The 15,512-nt window shown below is 63.4% G+C and carries 13 protein-coding genes; 8 read left to right on the forward strand and 5 right to left on the reverse strand.

Annotation, left to right across the window (positions count from 1 at the left end; genetic code table 11):
• Positions 1 to 24: 24 nt before the first annotated feature.
• Entirely contained in the window at positions 25 to 435 is a 411-nt protein-coding gene (locus tag LVD12_RS10930) for a rhodanese-like domain-containing protein (RefSeq protein ID WP_237067747.1), read from the reverse strand.
• 192 nt (positions 436 to 627) lie between these two features.
• Here LVD12_RS10930 and gpmI point away from each other — a divergent pair, with 192 nt between their 5' ends.
• The 4 genes from gpmI to LVD12_RS10950 all read left to right on the forward strand — a co-directional run bounded on the left by gpmI (position 628) and on the right by LVD12_RS10950 (position 5,214).
• Entirely contained in the window at positions 628 to 2,181 is a 1,554-nt protein-coding gene (gene gpmI, locus LVD12_RS10935) for a 2,3-bisphosphoglycerate-independent phosphoglycerate mutase (protein WP_237067748.1), read from the forward strand.
• Positions 2,178 to 3,320, forward strand: a complete 1,143-nt coding sequence (locus LVD12_RS10940) for a murein hydrolase activator EnvC family protein (protein WP_237067749.1) — start codon at positions 2,178 to 2,180, stop codon at positions 3,318 to 3,320. Before gpmI ends, LVD12_RS10940 begins: the two co-directional genes overlap by 4 nt.
• 119 nt (positions 3,321 to 3,439) lie before the next feature.
• Positions 3,440 to 4,789 carry a S41 family peptidase gene (locus LVD12_RS10945; RefSeq protein ID WP_305080531.1) on the forward strand — a complete coding sequence of 450 codons (1,350 nt, stop codon included), beginning with the start codon at positions 3,440 to 3,442 and terminating at the stop codon, positions 4,787 to 4,789.
• Positions 4,790 to 4,914: 125 nt separating this feature from the next.
• Positions 4,915 to 5,214 carry a DUF6316 family protein gene (locus LVD12_RS10950; RefSeq protein ID WP_237067750.1) on the forward strand — a complete coding sequence of 100 codons (300 nt, stop codon included), beginning with the start codon at positions 4,915 to 4,917 and terminating at the stop codon, positions 5,212 to 5,214.
• A 615-nt stretch (positions 5,215 to 5,829) separates the two neighbouring features.
• Here the strand turns inward: LVD12_RS10950 and hisF are convergent.
• The 4 genes from hisF to hisB all read right to left on the reverse strand — a co-directional run bounded on the left by hisF (position 5,830) and on the right by hisB (position 8,909).
• Positions 5,830 to 6,591 carry an imidazole glycerol phosphate synthase subunit HisF gene (gene hisF, locus LVD12_RS10955; protein WP_237067751.1) on the reverse strand — a complete coding sequence of 254 codons (762 nt, stop codon included), beginning with the start codon at positions 6,589 to 6,591 and terminating at the stop codon, positions 5,830 to 5,832.
• A gap of 304 nt (positions 6,592 to 6,895) precedes the next feature.
• A complete protein-coding gene (gene hisA, locus LVD12_RS10960; RefSeq protein WP_237067752.1) occupies positions 6,896 to 7,627 on the reverse strand; it encodes a 1-(5-phosphoribosyl)-5-[(5-phosphoribosylamino)methylideneamino]imidazole-4-carboxamide isomerase in 732 nt (243 codons plus the stop codon).
• A 46-nt stretch (positions 7,628 to 7,673) separates the two neighbouring features.
• Positions 7,674 to 8,318 carry an imidazole glycerol phosphate synthase subunit HisH gene (gene hisH, locus LVD12_RS10965; protein ID WP_237067753.1) on the reverse strand — a complete coding sequence of 215 codons (645 nt, stop codon included), beginning with the start codon at positions 8,316 to 8,318 and terminating at the stop codon, positions 7,674 to 7,676.
• 3 nt (positions 8,319 to 8,321) lie between these two features.
• Positions 8,322 to 8,909 carry an imidazoleglycerol-phosphate dehydratase HisB gene (gene hisB, locus LVD12_RS10970; protein ID WP_237067754.1) on the reverse strand — a complete coding sequence of 196 codons (588 nt, stop codon included), beginning with the start codon at positions 8,907 to 8,909 and terminating at the stop codon, positions 8,322 to 8,324.
• Positions 8,910 to 9,038: 129 nt separating this feature from the next.
• Between hisB and LVD12_RS10975 the strand changes: the two genes are divergently transcribed.
• The 4 genes from LVD12_RS10975 to mutY all read left to right on the forward strand — a co-directional run bounded on the left by LVD12_RS10975 (position 9,039) and on the right by mutY (position 15,508).
• Positions 9,039 to 9,329: a hypothetical protein gene (locus LVD12_RS10975; RefSeq protein WP_237067755.1), complete on the forward strand. Its 291-nt coding sequence runs from the start codon at positions 9,039 to 9,041 to the stop codon at positions 9,327 to 9,329.
• 84 nt (positions 9,330 to 9,413) lie between these two features.
• Entirely contained in the window at positions 9,414 to 11,594 is a 2,181-nt protein-coding gene (locus LVD12_RS10980; protein WP_237067756.1) for a TonB-dependent receptor, read from the forward strand.
• Between the two features lie 211 nt (positions 11,595 to 11,805).
• The gene (locus tag LVD12_RS10985) at positions 11,806 to 13,851 is read left to right on the forward strand and encodes an AsmA family protein (protein ID WP_237067757.1); all 2,046 of its coding nucleotides are present in this window, start codon (positions 11,806 to 11,808) and stop codon (positions 13,849 to 13,851) included.
• 544 nt (positions 13,852 to 14,395) lie between these two features.
• On the forward strand, positions 14,396 to 15,508 hold the full coding sequence (mutY, locus tag LVD12_RS10990) for an A/G-specific adenine glycosylase (RefSeq protein WP_237067758.1): 1,113 nt from the start codon (positions 14,396 to 14,398) through the stop codon (positions 15,506 to 15,508).
• The last annotated feature ends 4 nt before the right edge of the window (positions 15,509 to 15,512 follow it).

Below are 15,512 nucleotides of genomic sequence, written 5' to 3' on the forward strand. Positions count from 1 at the left end.
TTACCGCAACTCCTCGATGAAAACTCAGCCCTTCACCAGGGGCAGGTTCTGGTTGGCCCACTCACTCATGCCGCCTTGGAGGCGACGCACCTGGTAGCCCTCCCGCTTCAACAGGCGGCCTACGGCGCCGGCGTGCTGGCCGAGCTTGTCTGCCACGATCAGCGGTTTCTCCTTGTATTTCGCCAGCTCGCCGAGTCGACCGGCCACTTCCCCGTGGGGAATGTGGATGGCATCGACGATGTGCCCGGCGTTGAACTCGCTGCGGTCGCGCACGTCCAGCACGCGGGCGTCCTCAACGTTGATCAACCGCGTCACCTCGTGCACGGAAGCCGGGACACCGGCCCTGTGGCGCTCGGAGAACGCAAATGCATAAAGCAAAATCACCAGCAGGCTGACCAGCAGCCACTGCTCGCTCATAAAGACGAAAAAATCCACTCCGCCCCCAGCTATCTCTGTTGTTGTTTTGCCGCAGCCCCATGCCGCGGTGCGGCGGCAGTATACACGATTGTGAGCAATTATTAACCAGGAATGCACTGTCCGGCCGGTCGGCGCCCCCTGACCGGGAGCCCGGAATCGGGTTAAAATCCGCGTCCGTTTTCCAATCACCGGCACAGGAACCCCCACGCCATGGCATCTGCGCAGTCTCATCCCCAGCACCGCCCACTGGTCCTGCTGATCCTGGACGGCTTCGGCCACAGTGAAAAGGCCGAGCACAATGCCATTCACGCCGCCAAGTCCCCGGTCTGGGACCGGATCTGGGCCGAGCGGCCCAGAACGCTGATCCAGACCTCCGGCATGGCGGTGGGCCTGCCCGAGGGGCAGATGGGCAATTCCGAGGTGGGACATATGACCCTGGGGGCCGGACGGGTCGTGTACCAGAACTTTACCCGCATCAACAAGGCGATCGAGGACGGCGACTTCTTCCGCAATACCGCCTATACCGGCGCCGTGGACAAGGCCGTCGCCAACGATGGTGCGGTGCATATCATGGGACTGCTGTCCGATGGCGGGGTGCACAGCCATGAGGACCATATCGTTGCCATGGTGACGCTCGCCGCCCAGCGGGGCGCCAGGCAAATTTACGTACACGCTTTCCTCGATGGCCGCGACACGCCCCCCCGCAGTGCAGAACCCTCGCTCCAGCGACTGATGCAGGTGTGCGACAGCGTCGGCAATGCCCGCATCGCCACCATGGCGGGTCGCTACTTCGCCATGGACCGGGACCAGCGCTGGGAGCGTGTGCAGCCGGTGTACGACATGCTGACCAGGGGCGAGGCCGAACACCGTGCCGAAGACCCGCTGGCGGGCCTGACGGCGGCTTACGAGCGCGGTGAAAACGACGAGTTCGTAGCGCCGACACTGGTGGGCGAGCCGGCACCGATCGCCGATGGCGACGCCCTGATCTTCATGAATTTCCGTCCGGACCGCGCCCGCCAGCTGACCCGCGCCTTTACCGAAGACGCGTTCGACGGCTTCGAGCGTGCTGCCACACCGAAGCTCGCCGATTTTGTCATGACCACCGAATACGCCGCCGACATCCACGCCAGCTGCGCCTTCCCGCCGGAAGATCTGGTCAACTCGTTCGGTGAGTACATTGCCGGGCGCGGCCTCAACCAGCTGCGTATCGCCGAGACCGAGAAATACGCCCACGTGACCTTCTTCTTCAGCGGTGGCCGCGAGCAACCCTACGCTGGCGAGACCCGCGAGCTGATCAAGTCCCCCAATGTGGCCACCTACGACCTGCGACCGGAGATGAGCGCCCCGGAGGTGACCGACAAGCTGGTTGCCGCCATCGGGAGCGGCCACTATGACGCCATCATCTGCAACTACGCCAACGGCGATATGGTTGGCCACACCGGCGTATTCGAAGCCGCGGTGAAGGCGGTCGAGGCGCTGGACACCTGTGTCGGCCGCGTCGTCGACGCCACCCTGGCCGCCGGTGGCGAAGTGCTGATCACCGCCGACCATGGCAACGTCGAGGAAATGTACGATGCCGGCTCCGGCCAGGTGAGCACACAGCACTCCACCCTGCCGGTGCCTTTCGTCTATATTGGCGAACGCAAGCTGAGTCTTCGCGACGGCGGCAGCCTTGCCGACGTAGCCCCGACCATGCTTGCATTGATGGACCTGCCGCAACCGGCAGAGATGACTGGCCACAGCCTGGTGCAATTCGACCAATGAAAACTGTTTCGGCAATTATTTTTTCGCTGCTCCTGCTGCCCGCCTGGCCAGCCCTGGCCCAGGAAGCCTCCGAGGCTGAGCAGCAGGCGCGCCTGAAGGAGATCAAGGAGCGCATTGCGACCCTGCAGGAGGAGCTGAATCAGGTCCGCAACGAGCGCGACCAGCTGCTCAAGGACCTGGAGAACAATGAAAAGAGCATCTCCGAGCTGAAGCAGCGCATCGATCGCATCAAGAACGATATGCGCACGCGCACCGACAAGCTGAAAGAGCTCAGGGAGGAGGAGCAGCAGCTGGAGGAATCGCGGCGAAGTATGCAGCGGCGGGTCGAGCAGGAAGTCGCCGCCGCTTACCGACTAGGGAAACAGGAGCAGATCAAGCTGCTCCTGAACCAGCAGGATCCACAGACCATCGCCCGCCAGCTTCGCTACCACGAATACTTTCTCCAAGAACGCACCCGCGTCATCGACGACTACCTCTCCACCCTCTCCTCGCTGCAGAACGTCTCCTCTTCCATCCAGCGGGAACGGGACACCCTAGACGCCGAGCGCCAGCGCCTGCAATCCCAGGAGAGGGCACTGGTCAGTGCCCAGCGCGCGCGGCAGAAAACCCTGGATCGGCTGGCAGCCCGGCTGGCCGACAAGAGCGGCGAGCTGCGGCAATTGCGGGACGACCGCTCGCGCCTGCAGCGCCTGGTAGATGAGGTGGGTCGCGCAATTGCCACCCTGATCAGCCCCCAGGACCAGCAGCCCTTTGCCAGGCAGCGCGGCCGTATGGCATGGCCGGTGAAGGGGCGCCGCGCCAACGCCTTCGGGCAGCGCCGCGCCAATGGCATCACCTGGAAGGGGGTATCCATTCGCGCCAGTGAGGGGGAACCGGTACGCGCCATTCACCGCGGCCGGGTGGTCTTTTCGGATTACCTGCGCGGCCAGGGCATGCTGATGATTCTCGATCACGGCGATGGTTACATGAGTCTTTACGCCCACAACCAGTCCCTCACTCGCAGCCTCGGCGAATGGGTCGAGAGCGGGGATATCATCGCCCGCACCGGCAACAGCGGCGGCACTGAGCATACCGGGGTTTATTTTGAGATCCGCCACCGCGGTGAGCCGCAGGACCCGACCATCTGGTGCCGGCGCTGAAACAGCCCGCCCCCGCCGATGGGGCACCGTTGGCTCGCGCGCCAACTTGAAAACCTGCCGGGGACCCCGGGTCTACACTTTGGCAAAGAAGCGTAGAAATAAGGCCGAGGTCCTCCCCTATGTTCACTCCCAAAGCGCTGGCCAGCCTCATCGGCGCCGCTGCCCTGACCGCTCTGCCCCTGATGGGCCTCAGCGAAGTGGATCCCACCGAGAACCTGGTGCAGAGCACCAGCTCGCGCCTGCCGCTGGAAGACCTGCGCAGCTTTGCCAAGGTATTCGAACAGATCCGCCAGGGGTATATCGAGGAGGTGGATGACCGAACGCTGCTGGAATATGCCATCAAGGGCATGCTGCAGGGGCTGGACCCGCACTCCTCCTACCTGGACCGGGATTCCTTCGACGACCTGCAGGCCAACACTACCGGTGAGTTCGCCGGCCTCGGCATCGAGGTGGGCATCGAGAACGACCATATCACCGTGGTCACGCCCATGGACGACACCCCCGCGGCCCGCGCGGGCCTGAAAGCCGGCGACATCATCCTGCGCCTTTCGGGCAAGTCGATGAAAGGGCTGAGTCTGGACGAGGCAGTGGAACGCATGCGCGGTCCCAAGGGCAGCTCCGTCACCCTCACCATTGCCCGCAAGGGCTACAAGGAGCCTTTCGAGGTGACCCTCAAGCGGGACACCGTGCGTGTCCGCAGCGTGCGCAGCCGCATCCTCGACGAGGGTTACGGTTATGTGCGCATCAGCCAGTTCCAGCTCGGCACCGGTGACGATGTAGTGAAGGCGGTCAACAAGCTGCAGGAGAAGGGCGCACTCAAGGGGTTGATCATCGACCTGCGCAACAACCCCGGCGGTGTACTGCAGTCTTCAGTGGAGGTGGTCGATGCCTTCCTGGAGGAGGGCCTGGTGGTCTACACCGAGGGCCGCACCGAATCCTCCCAGCTCAGTTACTCTGCGGAGCCCGGTGATATCACCGCCGGAGCACCGATCGTGGTGCTGATCAATGACGGCTCGGCCTCCGCGGCGGAGATCGTTGCCGGTGCGCTGCAGGATCACCGCCGCGCCGTGGTGATGGGCACCGACAGCTTCGGCAAGGGTTCGGTACAGACCGTGATCCCGATCACCAGCGACCGCGCCATCAAACTCACCACCGCCCTCTATTTCACCCCCAATGGCCGCTCGATCCAGGCCCAGGGCATCACCCCCGATATCCTGGTGGAGCGGGTCAAGATCACTCGCCTGGAAGGTCCGGCGCGCACCACGGAGGCGGATCTCGCCGGTCACCTGGGCAATGGCAACGGCGGTGAGGAGCGCAATGCGGCAGATCGCAAGAAAGCGATGGAAGAGCGCGAGGACTGGCTGGACCGCGACAACCAGATCTTTGAGGCGCTGAATGTGCTCAAGGGCCTGAACCTCTATGCCAATCGCGATCGTGAACTACGCGCCAAGGTGGCCCGCGCCGACTGAACCTAGCAGTCAACCCGAACAGCGCCGGCATGGCCCCGGCGCGTGGATGGTGGCAAACAAGAGCACGCCCCCAAGGCCGATTGAGGTAACCGTCGCGGCAGGACGCTGCGACACTGCGGACAGGGATGTATATGGAGCAGTACCGCAAAGGCGAGCAGGGGCGCCCGATCCCCCCGCGCTCCGACCGTTTCTACAAGGTCGGCGATGACTGGTTCTTCCAGGTAAGAGGAGGCACCTGCTTCGGCCCCTATCCCTGCCGGGCATCCGCAGACCGCGCGGTACGAATGTACTTCGGGATACCGCTGGAAGATGGATCGCAGGGCTCCTCTTCGAGTCCACCCAACCAGAAACACCCCCAGGGCGCTGTTATCCATGCATTCGGCAGCCGGCGGGCGCACCGCTGGCGCAGAGAACAGGGACGCTGACTTCCTGCCTGACCCCCTTTATGGAAGCGGCCGCTGGCCGCGGTTATTACGCCGAAATCCGAGCAATTCACAACCTACCCTTTACGCTGCCCGCACCGAGTGACTGGATACCGGCCTGCGCCGGTATGACGACAGAGGTGGGAGCATGCTTTTACTCAGTTCGGCTTGCATCCATGGGAGGGCCGGAACAATCCACCGTCGTCATCCCGGCCTGGATCCATCGGACAGCCGAAACCCACCACCGGCGTCATCCCGGACTTGATCCGGGATCCCGTGTACGCTGCCCGCACCGAGGTGACTGGATACCGGGCTGCGCCGGTATGACGACAGGGTTGGAAGTAAGCTTGCGGACCCGGACCTGGATCCATCGGACAGTCGAAACAAATCACCGTCGTCATCCCGAACTGGATCCATCGGACGGCCGAAACACATCACCGTCGTCATCCCGGCCTGGATCCATCGGACGGCCGAAACACACCACCGGCGTCATCCCGGGCTTGATCCGGGATCCAGTGTCAGTGGGTGCTACAACCGCAGTGCATTGTGACAACGGCGGGGGCTGGAGCGAGGCCGGGCAGACACCAGATCCGGCCTTCCATAGAGCTGAGTCAGGGATTAGATCCGCATCTCGATACCGGCCTTCTGCATATATTCCTTCGCCTCGGCGATCGTGTATTCGCCGAAGTGGAAAATGCTCGCCGCCAGCACTGCATCGGCACCACCTTCCAGAACGCCATCCACCAGATGCTGCAGATTGCCGACGCCGCCGGAGGCAATCACCGGCACCGGCACTGCATCTGAAATGGCACGGGTCAGGGCCAGGTCGAAGCCATTCTTGGTGCCGTCGCGATCCATGCTGGTGAGCAGGATTTCCCCTGCACCGAGATCGGCCATCTGCTTTGCCCACTCTACTGCGTCGATGCCGGTCGGCTTGCGGCCGCCGTGGGTGAAGATTTCCCACTGACCCTCGGCGACCTGCTTCGCATCGATGGCCACCACGATGCACTGGCGACCGAAACGCTCGGCGGCCTCGCGCACAAACTCGGGATTTTTTACTGCGGCAGAATTAATGGCGGTTTTGTCGGCACCGGCATTGAGCAGGTTGCGGATATCCTGCAACGTGCGTACACCACCACCGACGGTCAGCGGGATGAAGACCTGCGAAGCCATCTGCTCCACGGTGTGCAGCATCGTATCGCGCTCTTCATGAGTGGCGGTAATATCGAGAAAGGTAATTTCATCCGCACCCGCCTCGTTATAGCGGCGGGCAATTTCCACCGGATCGCCGGCATCGCGGATATCGACAAAGTTCACGCCCTTGACCACGCGGCCGGCGTCGACATCGAGACAGGGAATAATGCGTTTGGCAAGGGCCATAGTGTTTCCTTCACTCAACTCCCGGTAAAAACCTTTCAGGGTTCAGGGTTCAGGGGCGCACAAGCACCGGTGATGGAATTTCGAAAACGCAGTAATACATCCCTGTAGCTCCGTCGGTAACGTCCCTGTTACCGACGGTTTCGAAATTCCATCACCGGCACTTGTACTTCGCTTCCGGGGTCAGCGTTGTTACGTATTCAATTTGCCTGTATTGCTTAAGCTTTCGCAATCAGGCAACCCTGCGAGGCAGGGGGTGTCGGCGCACCGACTTCAGATCCGGGTTTAACCACGGAGTAAGCCGAATTTATTGCTTCCAGCTGTCACAGAGTTTCTGCGCTTCAGCCAAATCCAGCTTGTCCTCATAAATCGCACGACCGGTAATCGCACCGTATATATCACCGGCTTCCAGCAGCTGTTCGATATCCGCGATGCAGCTCACACCACCGGAGGCAATGATGGGGATCTGCACTGCGCGGGCCATCTCCAGCGTGGCCGGGATGTTGACCCCCTGCATCATGCCGTCACGGGCGATATCGGTGTAGACGATGGCGCTCACCCCGCAGTCCTCAAAGCGTTTGGCCAGTTCGGTGGCCTGCTGGTCGGAGACTTCCGCCCAGCCCTCGGTGGCCACCAGGCCATCCTTTGCATCGAGGCCGACGATGATATGGCCCTCGAACTCGCGGCAGGCCTGCCTGACCAGATCCGGGTTCTTGACCGCGGCGGTGCCGATGATGGCCCAGGTCACACCCGCATCCAGGTAACGTTCAACGGTGTGCAGGTCGCGGATGCCTCCGCCAATCTGCACTGGCAGCTGCGGGAATTCCTTGGCAATGGCGGTAACAGCCTCACCATTGACCGGGTTGCCGGCGAAGGCCCCGTTCAGGTCCACCAGGTGCAGGCGCCGGGCTCCCCGCTCGACCCAGTGACGGGCGGTGGCGAGGGGGTCGTCGGAGAAAACGGTGGCGTCTTCCATTTCGCCCTGGCGCAGGCGCACGCACTGGCCGTCTTTCAAGTCGATGGCGGGAATTACAATCATGGTTCTGTCTTGGTTTCGGCGTTGGTTGGTCGGGACCGGACCGCGCTCAGGCGCGGCCGTCCCAGGCGACAAAGTTCTGCAGCAGCTGCAGGCCGGCATCGGCACTCTTTTCCGGATGGAACTGGGTAGCGAAGACATTGCTGTCTGCCACCGCCGCCGCCAGGGAGACACCATAATCGGTCTGCCCCGCCAGCGCGGCATTGCCCTCTGCCGGCACGTAATAGCTGTGCACGAAGTAAAAGCGGCTGCCGTCTGCGATACCATGCCAGAGCGGGTGTTCGCACTTCTGCCACACCTGGTTCCAGCCCATATGGGGCACTTTTAGACGCTCGCCGTCGCTGTTCAGATCACTGCCGAAGAACTTCACTGGCTGCGGGAACAGCCCCAGGCAATCGACGCCGTTATTCTCTTCGCTGTGGCGCATCATGATCTGCATGCCGACACAGATACCGAGCACCGGCAGGCCGGCATCGATCGCGTCGCGCAACACCGGCTCGAACCCCGCTTCGGCGAAGCCGGCCATACAGTCCCGGATCGCGCCGACACCGGGCACCAGCAAGCGGTCCGCGTCGGCAGCCTGCCCGGGACTCGTGGCCAGTATTACCTCGTCACCCGGGGCCACTTTCTGCAGGGCACTGGCCACCGAGTGCAGGTTGCCCATGCCGTAGTCGAGTACCGCAATGCGCTGCATGGCTCAGAGCACCCCCTTGGTGGAGGGCATGGTGCCCGCCATGCGCGGATCCGGGGTCAGGGCCATGCGCAGCGCGCGGCCGAAGGCCTTGAACACCGTCTCCACCTGGTGATGGGCATTGTGACCCTTCAGGCAGTCGATGTGCAGGGTCACCAGGGCGTGGTTCACAAAGCCCTGGAAGAATTCGTAGAACAGCTCGGTATCGAAGTTGCCGATGCGCTTCTGGGTGAAGGGCACATCCATCACCAAGCCGGGGCGGCCGGAGAAGTCGATCACCACCCGGGACAGGGCCTCGTCCAGAGGCACATAGCTGTGGCCGTAGCGGGTCATACCCTTCTTGTCCCCCGCCGCTTCGGCAATGGCCTTGCCCAGGGTAATACCGATGTCCTCCACGGTGTGGTGGTCATCGATATGCACATCGCCCTTGCAGGTGATATCCAGGTCGATCATGCCGTGGCGGGCGATCTGGTCCAGCATGTGCTCGAGGAAGGGTACGCCGGTGTCGAACTTGCCGCGTCCATCACCGTCCAGGTTCAGGCTGACCTTGATCTGGGTTTCCAGGGTGTCGCGGTTGACGCTGGCCTTGCGCATGGGGTGCTCGTCCTTATTTCTGCTGCAATGAGACGGAAGCCGCGGATTATAGGATCAAATGTCGCCTGTGTACGCAGATAGTGACAGATGAAACTTGATTCGTGGCGTCCGGCCCATATGATACGCACCATGATCACCCAATTCCGCCAACAGACCCGTCTCTGGGCCAGCCTGGTTCTGCTGCTAGCAATGCTCGCGGCACAGCCGGTATTGGCGGAACACGTGCATTTCGTGGATACCTCCCACGAACTCTGTGATATCTGCTCCCACCAGATGCCCGCGGCCCCCGGCAGCGAGTACCAGGCCTACGCCCCAGTGGGCAGCTACCTGTACCTCGCCCAGGGTGCCCCGGCACCCCGCGACAGTCAGCCCGAGCGCCAGAACGCCCGCGGCCCGCCCGCCTCCCTGTCCCAGCACTGATAACAACCCTTATCCGTATTTTCGGCGCCCCGCCCCTGCGCGTTCGCAGGCTATGGGTTGCGCCCTGTGACAGGTATAAAAATCGTGAACAAAACCAGCAAACTGGCCCTGGCGATCGCCGGCGCCCTGACCGTACCCGCATCTGCAACTTTCGCCGCCGGCGAGCGCCTGGAAGAGGTCAATGTGACCGTTTCTCCCCTGGAGAAGCCCGTCGACGCCGTTGCTGCACCGGTCTCGGTGCTCTCCGGAGAGGCCCTGCGGGACGCCGCTTCCGCCACCCTCGGCGACACCCTCAAGAATGAACTCGGCGTTGCCAATGCGTCTTTTGGTGGTGGCGTGGGCCTGCCGGTGATCCGCGGCCAGAGCGCCAACCGGGTCAAGATCCTCAGCGACAACATGGATAGCGCCGATGCCTCCAATACCAGCGCTGACCACGCCGTCGCCATTGAGCCGTTGTTGGCACAGCGCATCGAGATCCTGCGCGGCCCGGCGACCCTGCGCTACGGCAGTGGCGCCATCGGTGGCGTAGTGAACGTGATCGATGGCCGCATCCCCAGCCGTATTCCCGAGCAGGTAGAAGGCGCCGTCGAGATGCGCCATAACAGCGGCAACGACCAGGATGCCGGCGTCTTCCGCCTGAACGGCGGTGCAGGGCAGCTGGCCTGGTATCTGGACGGTGTCTACCGCGAGAACGACGACACCCGCATCCCGGGCCTGGCGATCCTGGAACACGAAGGTGAGCACGCAGGGGAACACGCCGGCGAGGAGCTTGCCGGTGAAGAGCACGAGGAAGAGTTCAACACCGACGGCTTCGTCGGCAATACCAATGCCCGCGCCCACAGCTACAGCGGCGGAATGTCTTGGATCGGCGAGCAGGGCTTTGTCGGCCTGTCCGTGAACCGGCTGGAGAACAATTACGGCATCCCGCTGGGCGCCCATGAGCACGCACACGAGGAAGAGCACGCTGGAGAAGAGCTCGCCGGCGAGGAGCACGGTGAGGAGGGCGAGGACAACGTCCGTATCGACCTGGCCCAGACCCGCTACGACCTCAAGGGCGAGCGCCGTCTCAATGACGAGTACTGGGACAAGCTCAGTTTCCGCCTCGGCTACAACGACTACGAACACGTGGAAATCGATGCCGGCGAGCCGGGCACCCGCTTCACCAACGATGCCTGGGAGAGCCGCGTCGAACTCACCCACGACGCTGGCGGCGAGTGGCGCGGCGCCTACGGCGTGCAGCTCTCAGATAAGGATTTCGCCGCCATCGGTGACGAGGCGTTTATCCAGCCCAGCAATACCCGCGCCGCAGGCATCTTCGCCATGAAAGAGCGGGAATGGGGTGCCTGGCACCTGGATATGGGCGGCCGCGTCGAACGGGTCGAAGTGGATCCGGAGTTCGCCGATAGCCGCGACTTCAACCTGCTGGGCGTGAGCTCATCACTGCAATACTTCCTCGCCGAGCATCAGCACATCAGCGCGGGCATCACCGGCGCCGAACGGGCACCGGTGGCCGAGGAGCTGTTTGCGGATGGCGCCCATCTGGCAGAGGCGCGCTATATCGAGGGCGATGAGGATCTCGACAAGGAGCAGTCCGTCAACCTGGAGCTGGGTTACCACCACCACAACGAGGAGGCCAGCGGCTGGCATGCGGCGCGCTTCGAAGCCAACCTGTTCTACAACCATGTGGCGGATTACATCTATGCCGCCAACACCGGTGAGGAGAACATCGAGGCCGAGCTGCCCATCTACGCCTACACCAACCGCGATGCGGTGTTCTACGGCGCGGAGGCCTCCGTGCGCTTCCCCTTCACCGGCGGTCACTATGTGGAACTGTTCGGTGACAGCGTGCGCGCCAGCTTTACCAGCAACCTGGATCTCCTCCACGAAGAACACGAAGAGGCCGGGGTTGAACATGCCCACGAAGAGGGCGAGGGCCGCGAATACAGCACCGATGTACCGCGCATGCCGCCGCTGCGGGTTGGCCTGGCCTTCGGTGGTGACTACGACCAGTGGAACTGGGAGTTGCGCACCACCAGGGCCTCCGAGCAGGAGCGTGCCGGCGCCTTTGAGGAGGCGACCGACGGCTACACGCGCATGGACCTGACCGCGCGCTATAACCTCAAGTTCGGCGGCACCGACGCAGTACTCTTCGCCAGCGGCCGCAACCTGCTGGATGAAGAGATCCGCAACTCGACCTCCCTGCTGCGTGAGTTCGCACCGGAGATGGGTCGCAGCGTCGAAGCCGGCGTCCGCTTCCTGTTCTGATCCGCAAAACTTTCCCTGCTGAAGCCCCCCGTGTATCGGCACGGGGGGCATTTCTCCTACAATACCCTCGAAATCAAACCGACAGTTGCGACCTCAGCCGCCCTGCGCGGGAACACCTGCCGCCAGCGGGCGTCTGAATAAACAGATAACCAGTCGCACACCGGCGCCCTGCGCCACTGACCATTACAAAAACAGAGGGATTTGCTGCTTCATGGCCTGGATAAAGCGCACTTTTGTCGCCCTGCTCATTGTCGTTCTGCTCCTTGCCGGCGCCGCTGCCTGGCTGCTGATGGGCATCGACGTCAACCGCTACAAACCGCAACTGGAACAACTCGCCGCCAAACAGGGCATCGCCCTGCGCCTGGATGGCGATATCGGCTGGCAGATCTGGCCCAATATCGCGCTCGAGCTCGAGGGGGTAAAACTCGCGCCACTGCCGCAGCCGGACCAACCGCTGGTTCAGGCAGAGAAGATCGCCGTTGGCGTCGCCCTGATGCCGCTGCTGCAGAAACGTGTCGAAGCGCAGGAAATCCTGCTGGTCGCCCCGCAGGTGGAGCTGACGGTCGACAAGGATGGCCGCGGCAACTGGGAACTGCTCACCGAAGCCATGGAGGCGCAGCGCAAACAACAGGCCAGCCAACCACCGCAACTGCAGGTGCCCACCGAACCGGCGGAGCCCGGCGCCCAGCAACTCAAGCTGGCGCTGCAGCAGCTGCGGGTGGAAGACGGCCGCATCAGCTACCGCGATGCCAGCAATAATACCGAGTACCAGCTGAGTCTGCTCTCGGTCACTGCCGACAACCTGGAGCCGGGCGGAGAGCCAGGCCTGGTACAGGCAACCGCAGAGGTCACCGGCAATGCGCTTGCCGAGCCCGTCAGCCTGAACCTCGACAGTACCCTGGCACTGGACGAGGGCCTGAACGGACTGCGCCTGCAGCCACTGGAACTCACTGCCACCAGTGGCGAGGCAGCAGCCAAGATCTATTTGCGCGGCAGCCTGCGGCGCACAGCCAACGATCAGCCGTGGCAGATCCAGCTCACCCTGAACGCCGAGGCGCAGCCGCTGCGCCCCTGGCTGGCGGTGACCGGCTCCGAACTCACCACCCAGAGTGGTGCCGCACTGACGAAGTTCACCCTCGAAACCAACATCGAGGGGACCGACCGTAAACTGGATATGACCCCGCTACAGCTGCAGCTGGATGATACCGTGTTCGCCGGCAGCGCCCAGCTGCGCAACGGCGACATGCCCGGCATCGACCTGACCCTGCGCGGTGGCGAACTGGTGCTGGACGACTACCTGCCACCACCGCCGCCGGAAGCGGAGCCCCAGGAGACGGCGGAGCCAACCCCGCCGACGCCACTGCCGCTCACCGAGATGCGTGGTTTTAACGCCAACCTGGATCTGTCCCTGGATCGCCTGCAGGCAGTGCAGGTCGTCATGGACCGTCCCCAGCTGCAGCTGACCGTCGACAACGGCCTGTTCCAGCTGCAGAAGCTCAGCGCCGACCTGTACGGTGGCCAGCTGAGCACCAACGGTCAGTTCAACGCCCGCGGCCAGTCCGCCGTGGCCCGCCTGAGCGGTGGCCTCGCCGACGTGGAAATCTCAAAAGTGCAGGGTGCACTGTTCCCCAGCGAGCGGGTGCAGGTTTCCGGCAAGAGCAGTATCACCTGGTCCGGCCAGAGTGGCGGTGTGGACACCGTCGAACTGCAGAAGAACCTGCGCGCTGCCGTGCAGGTCTCCAGCGAGCAGCTGTACCTCTCGCCGTTCAACCTGGAAAAAGGCATGTGCCAGCTGGTGAGCTTCGTCGAGAAGACGACCCTGCCCGAACGCCAGTGGGAGAACCGCACCCGCCTGCAGGACCTGCGCGCCAATATCCTCGTCGAGGGTGACAAGGTGAAGGTGCAGGAAGTGCTTGCCGGGGTCGAGAACATCGCCCTCACCGGAGACGGCACCGTCAACCTCGAGCAGCAGGATTTTGACTTTGCCCTCGGCCTCGCGCTCGTAGGTGAGAAAACTTCGGCCAGCGGGTGCTCAGTACAGAACAGCCGCTGGCGCAACCGGCCGCTGCCGCTGCGCTGTAAGGACAAGTTTGCCGACGCCGGTGCCGGCAGCTGCAAACCCGACAGCCGCCGCATCGACGACCTGATCCGCGACGAACTGAAATACAAGGCGGAGAAAAAGTACGGTGACAAGGTCAAGGAAAAGGTCGACGACCTGAAAGACAAGTTCAAGGGCCTGTTCAACCGCGGCGACTGATCCCAGGTGCTGGGGTGGGTCTGTACCAGGGCCCACCCCAATTGTGCTCATCCCGGGCCCGACCCGGGATCCAGTCCCCACTGTCCCGCCCCTTTCCCAACGCCACCCCCTGCCCAACCCTCCCATCGTCGTCCCGGCGCAGGCCGGGACCCAGGCACCACCCAGCCCCGACCCGGGATCCGGCACAACCATCCCCGCCACAGCTCTCACCTTTGGCCAGGCGATGATCGCCCTGCTTGCCTACTCACCCAGCCACACAAACCATCGTCGTCCCGGCGAAGGCCGGGCCCCAGACACCACCCAGCCCCGACCCGGGATCCGGCACAACCATCCCCGCACAGCTCTCACCTTTGGCCAGGCGATGATCGCCCCACTCACCTACTCACCCAGCCACACAAACCATCGTCGTCCCGGCGCAGGCCGGGACCCAGGCACCACCCAGCGCTCCGAACCAAGAAAGCCACAACAGAGCCCGGAACCAACCGGGACCTCTGTTACACTCCCGCCACCAAATGCAGTAACCCGCCAGCCCATGCCCGCGACCATGTCCCCGAATCAATTCCAGCAAGCTGTCCTCACCTGGTTCGACCAGCACGGCCGCAAGGATTTTCCCTGGCAACAGGACATCAATCCTTACCGCGTCTGGGTTTCCGAGATCATGCTGCAGCAGACCCAGGTCACGGCCGTCATTCCCTACTTTCAGCGCTTTATGGACAGCTTCCCCACATTGGAAGACCTAGCCAGCGCGCCGCTGGACAGGGTGCTCGCCCACTGGAGCGGCCTCGGCTACTACGCCCGTGCCCGCAACCTGCACAAATGCGCGCAACAGGTGACGGAAGAACACGGCGGCGAATTCCCGCGCGATGTGGAGGAGCTCAGTGCGCTGCCGGGCATCGGTCGCTCCACCGCCGGCGCCATCGCCAGTATCAGCATGGGCATCAACGCGCCGATCCTCGACGGTAACGTCAAGCGGGTGCTGTCCCGCTTCCGCGCCGTCGAAGGCTGGCCCGGACAGACCCGCGTCGCAAACGCGCTCTGGCAGCTGGCCGAACAGTACACCCCCGAGGCCCGCTGTAACGACTACACCCAGGCCATGATGGATCTGGGCGCCACCGTCTGTACCCGCAGCCGACCGCGCTGTGATGCCTGCCCACTCGCCAACCACTGCACAGCCCTGGCCCAGGGCAATCCGCAGGACTACCCGGGCAAGAAACCCAAGAAAGAAAAGCCCGTCCGCACCACCACCATGCTGCTGATCGAGCACGACGGCGCACTCTACCTGGAGCAGCGCCCGCCCAGTGGCATCTGGGGCGGGCTCTGGTGCCCGGTGCAGCTGGAAGAAGACGATGGCGGCGAAGCCAGCGCCCATGAGTGGCTGGCAATCCGCGACCTGCAGGCAACCGAACTGGCAACACTGCCGGCCATGCGCCATACCTTTACCCACTTCCACCTGGATATCAGCCCGGTCTGGATACAGCTGGCGGCGCGGCCGCCCCGGGTGGCAGAGCCTTCCGGGGACTGGTATAAACTGCGCCAACTCAACCGGCCCAGGGCGGCCCAGGAACTGGGACTGCCGGCCCCTATCGTCAAGTTGGTCCATCAGCTGGAGGCCTTCCGCGCCCCGCTGCTGACAACCCAGGACCAGACCGGCACCTAACCGA

Origin of the sequence: Microbulbifer guangxiensis (genome assembly GCF_021729075.1) — a bacterium.
GTDB lineage: Bacteria > Pseudomonadota > Gammaproteobacteria > Pseudomonadales > Cellvibrionaceae > Microbulbifer > Microbulbifer guangxiensis.

Excerpts from the sequence above, each read along its gene's own strand:
- LVD12_RS10985 (WP_237067757.1), top strand. The coding sequence starts at position 11,806 with ATGGCCTGGATAAAGCGCACTTTTGTCGCCCTGCTCATTGTCGTTCTG.
- LVD12_RS10940 (WP_237067749.1), top strand. The coding sequence starts at position 2,178 with ATGAAAACTGTTTCGGCAATTATTTTTTCGCTGCTCCTGCTGCCCGCC.
- LVD12_RS10945 (WP_305080531.1), top strand. The coding sequence starts at position 3,440 with ATGTTCACTCCCAAAGCGCTGGCCAGCCTCATCGGCGCCGCTGCCCTG.
- LVD12_RS10950 (WP_237067750.1), top strand. The coding sequence starts at position 4,915 with ATGTATATGGAGCAGTACCGCAAAGGCGAGCAGGGGCGCCCGATCCCC.
- hisB (WP_237067754.1), bottom strand. The coding sequence starts at position 8,909 with ATGCGCAAGGCCAGCGTCAACCGCGACACCCTGGAAACCCAGATCAAG.
- LVD12_RS10975 (WP_237067755.1), top strand. The coding sequence starts at position 9,039 with ATGATCACCCAATTCCGCCAACAGACCCGTCTCTGGGCCAGCCTGGTT.
- hisF (WP_237067751.1), bottom strand. The coding sequence starts at position 6,591 with ATGGCCCTTGCCAAACGCATTATTCCCTGTCTCGATGTCGACGCCGGC.
- hisA (WP_237067752.1), bottom strand. The coding sequence starts at position 7,627 with ATGATTGTAATTCCCGCCATCGACTTGAAAGACGGCCAGTGCGTGCGC.
- mutY (WP_237067758.1), top strand. The coding sequence starts at position 14,396 with ATGTCCCCGAATCAATTCCAGCAAGCTGTCCTCACCTGGTTCGACCAG.
- gpmI (WP_237067748.1), top strand. The coding sequence starts at position 628 with ATGGCATCTGCGCAGTCTCATCCCCAGCACCGCCCACTGGTCCTGCTG.
- hisH (WP_237067753.1), bottom strand. The coding sequence starts at position 8,318 with ATGCAGCGCATTGCGGTACTCGACTACGGCATGGGCAACCTGCACTCG.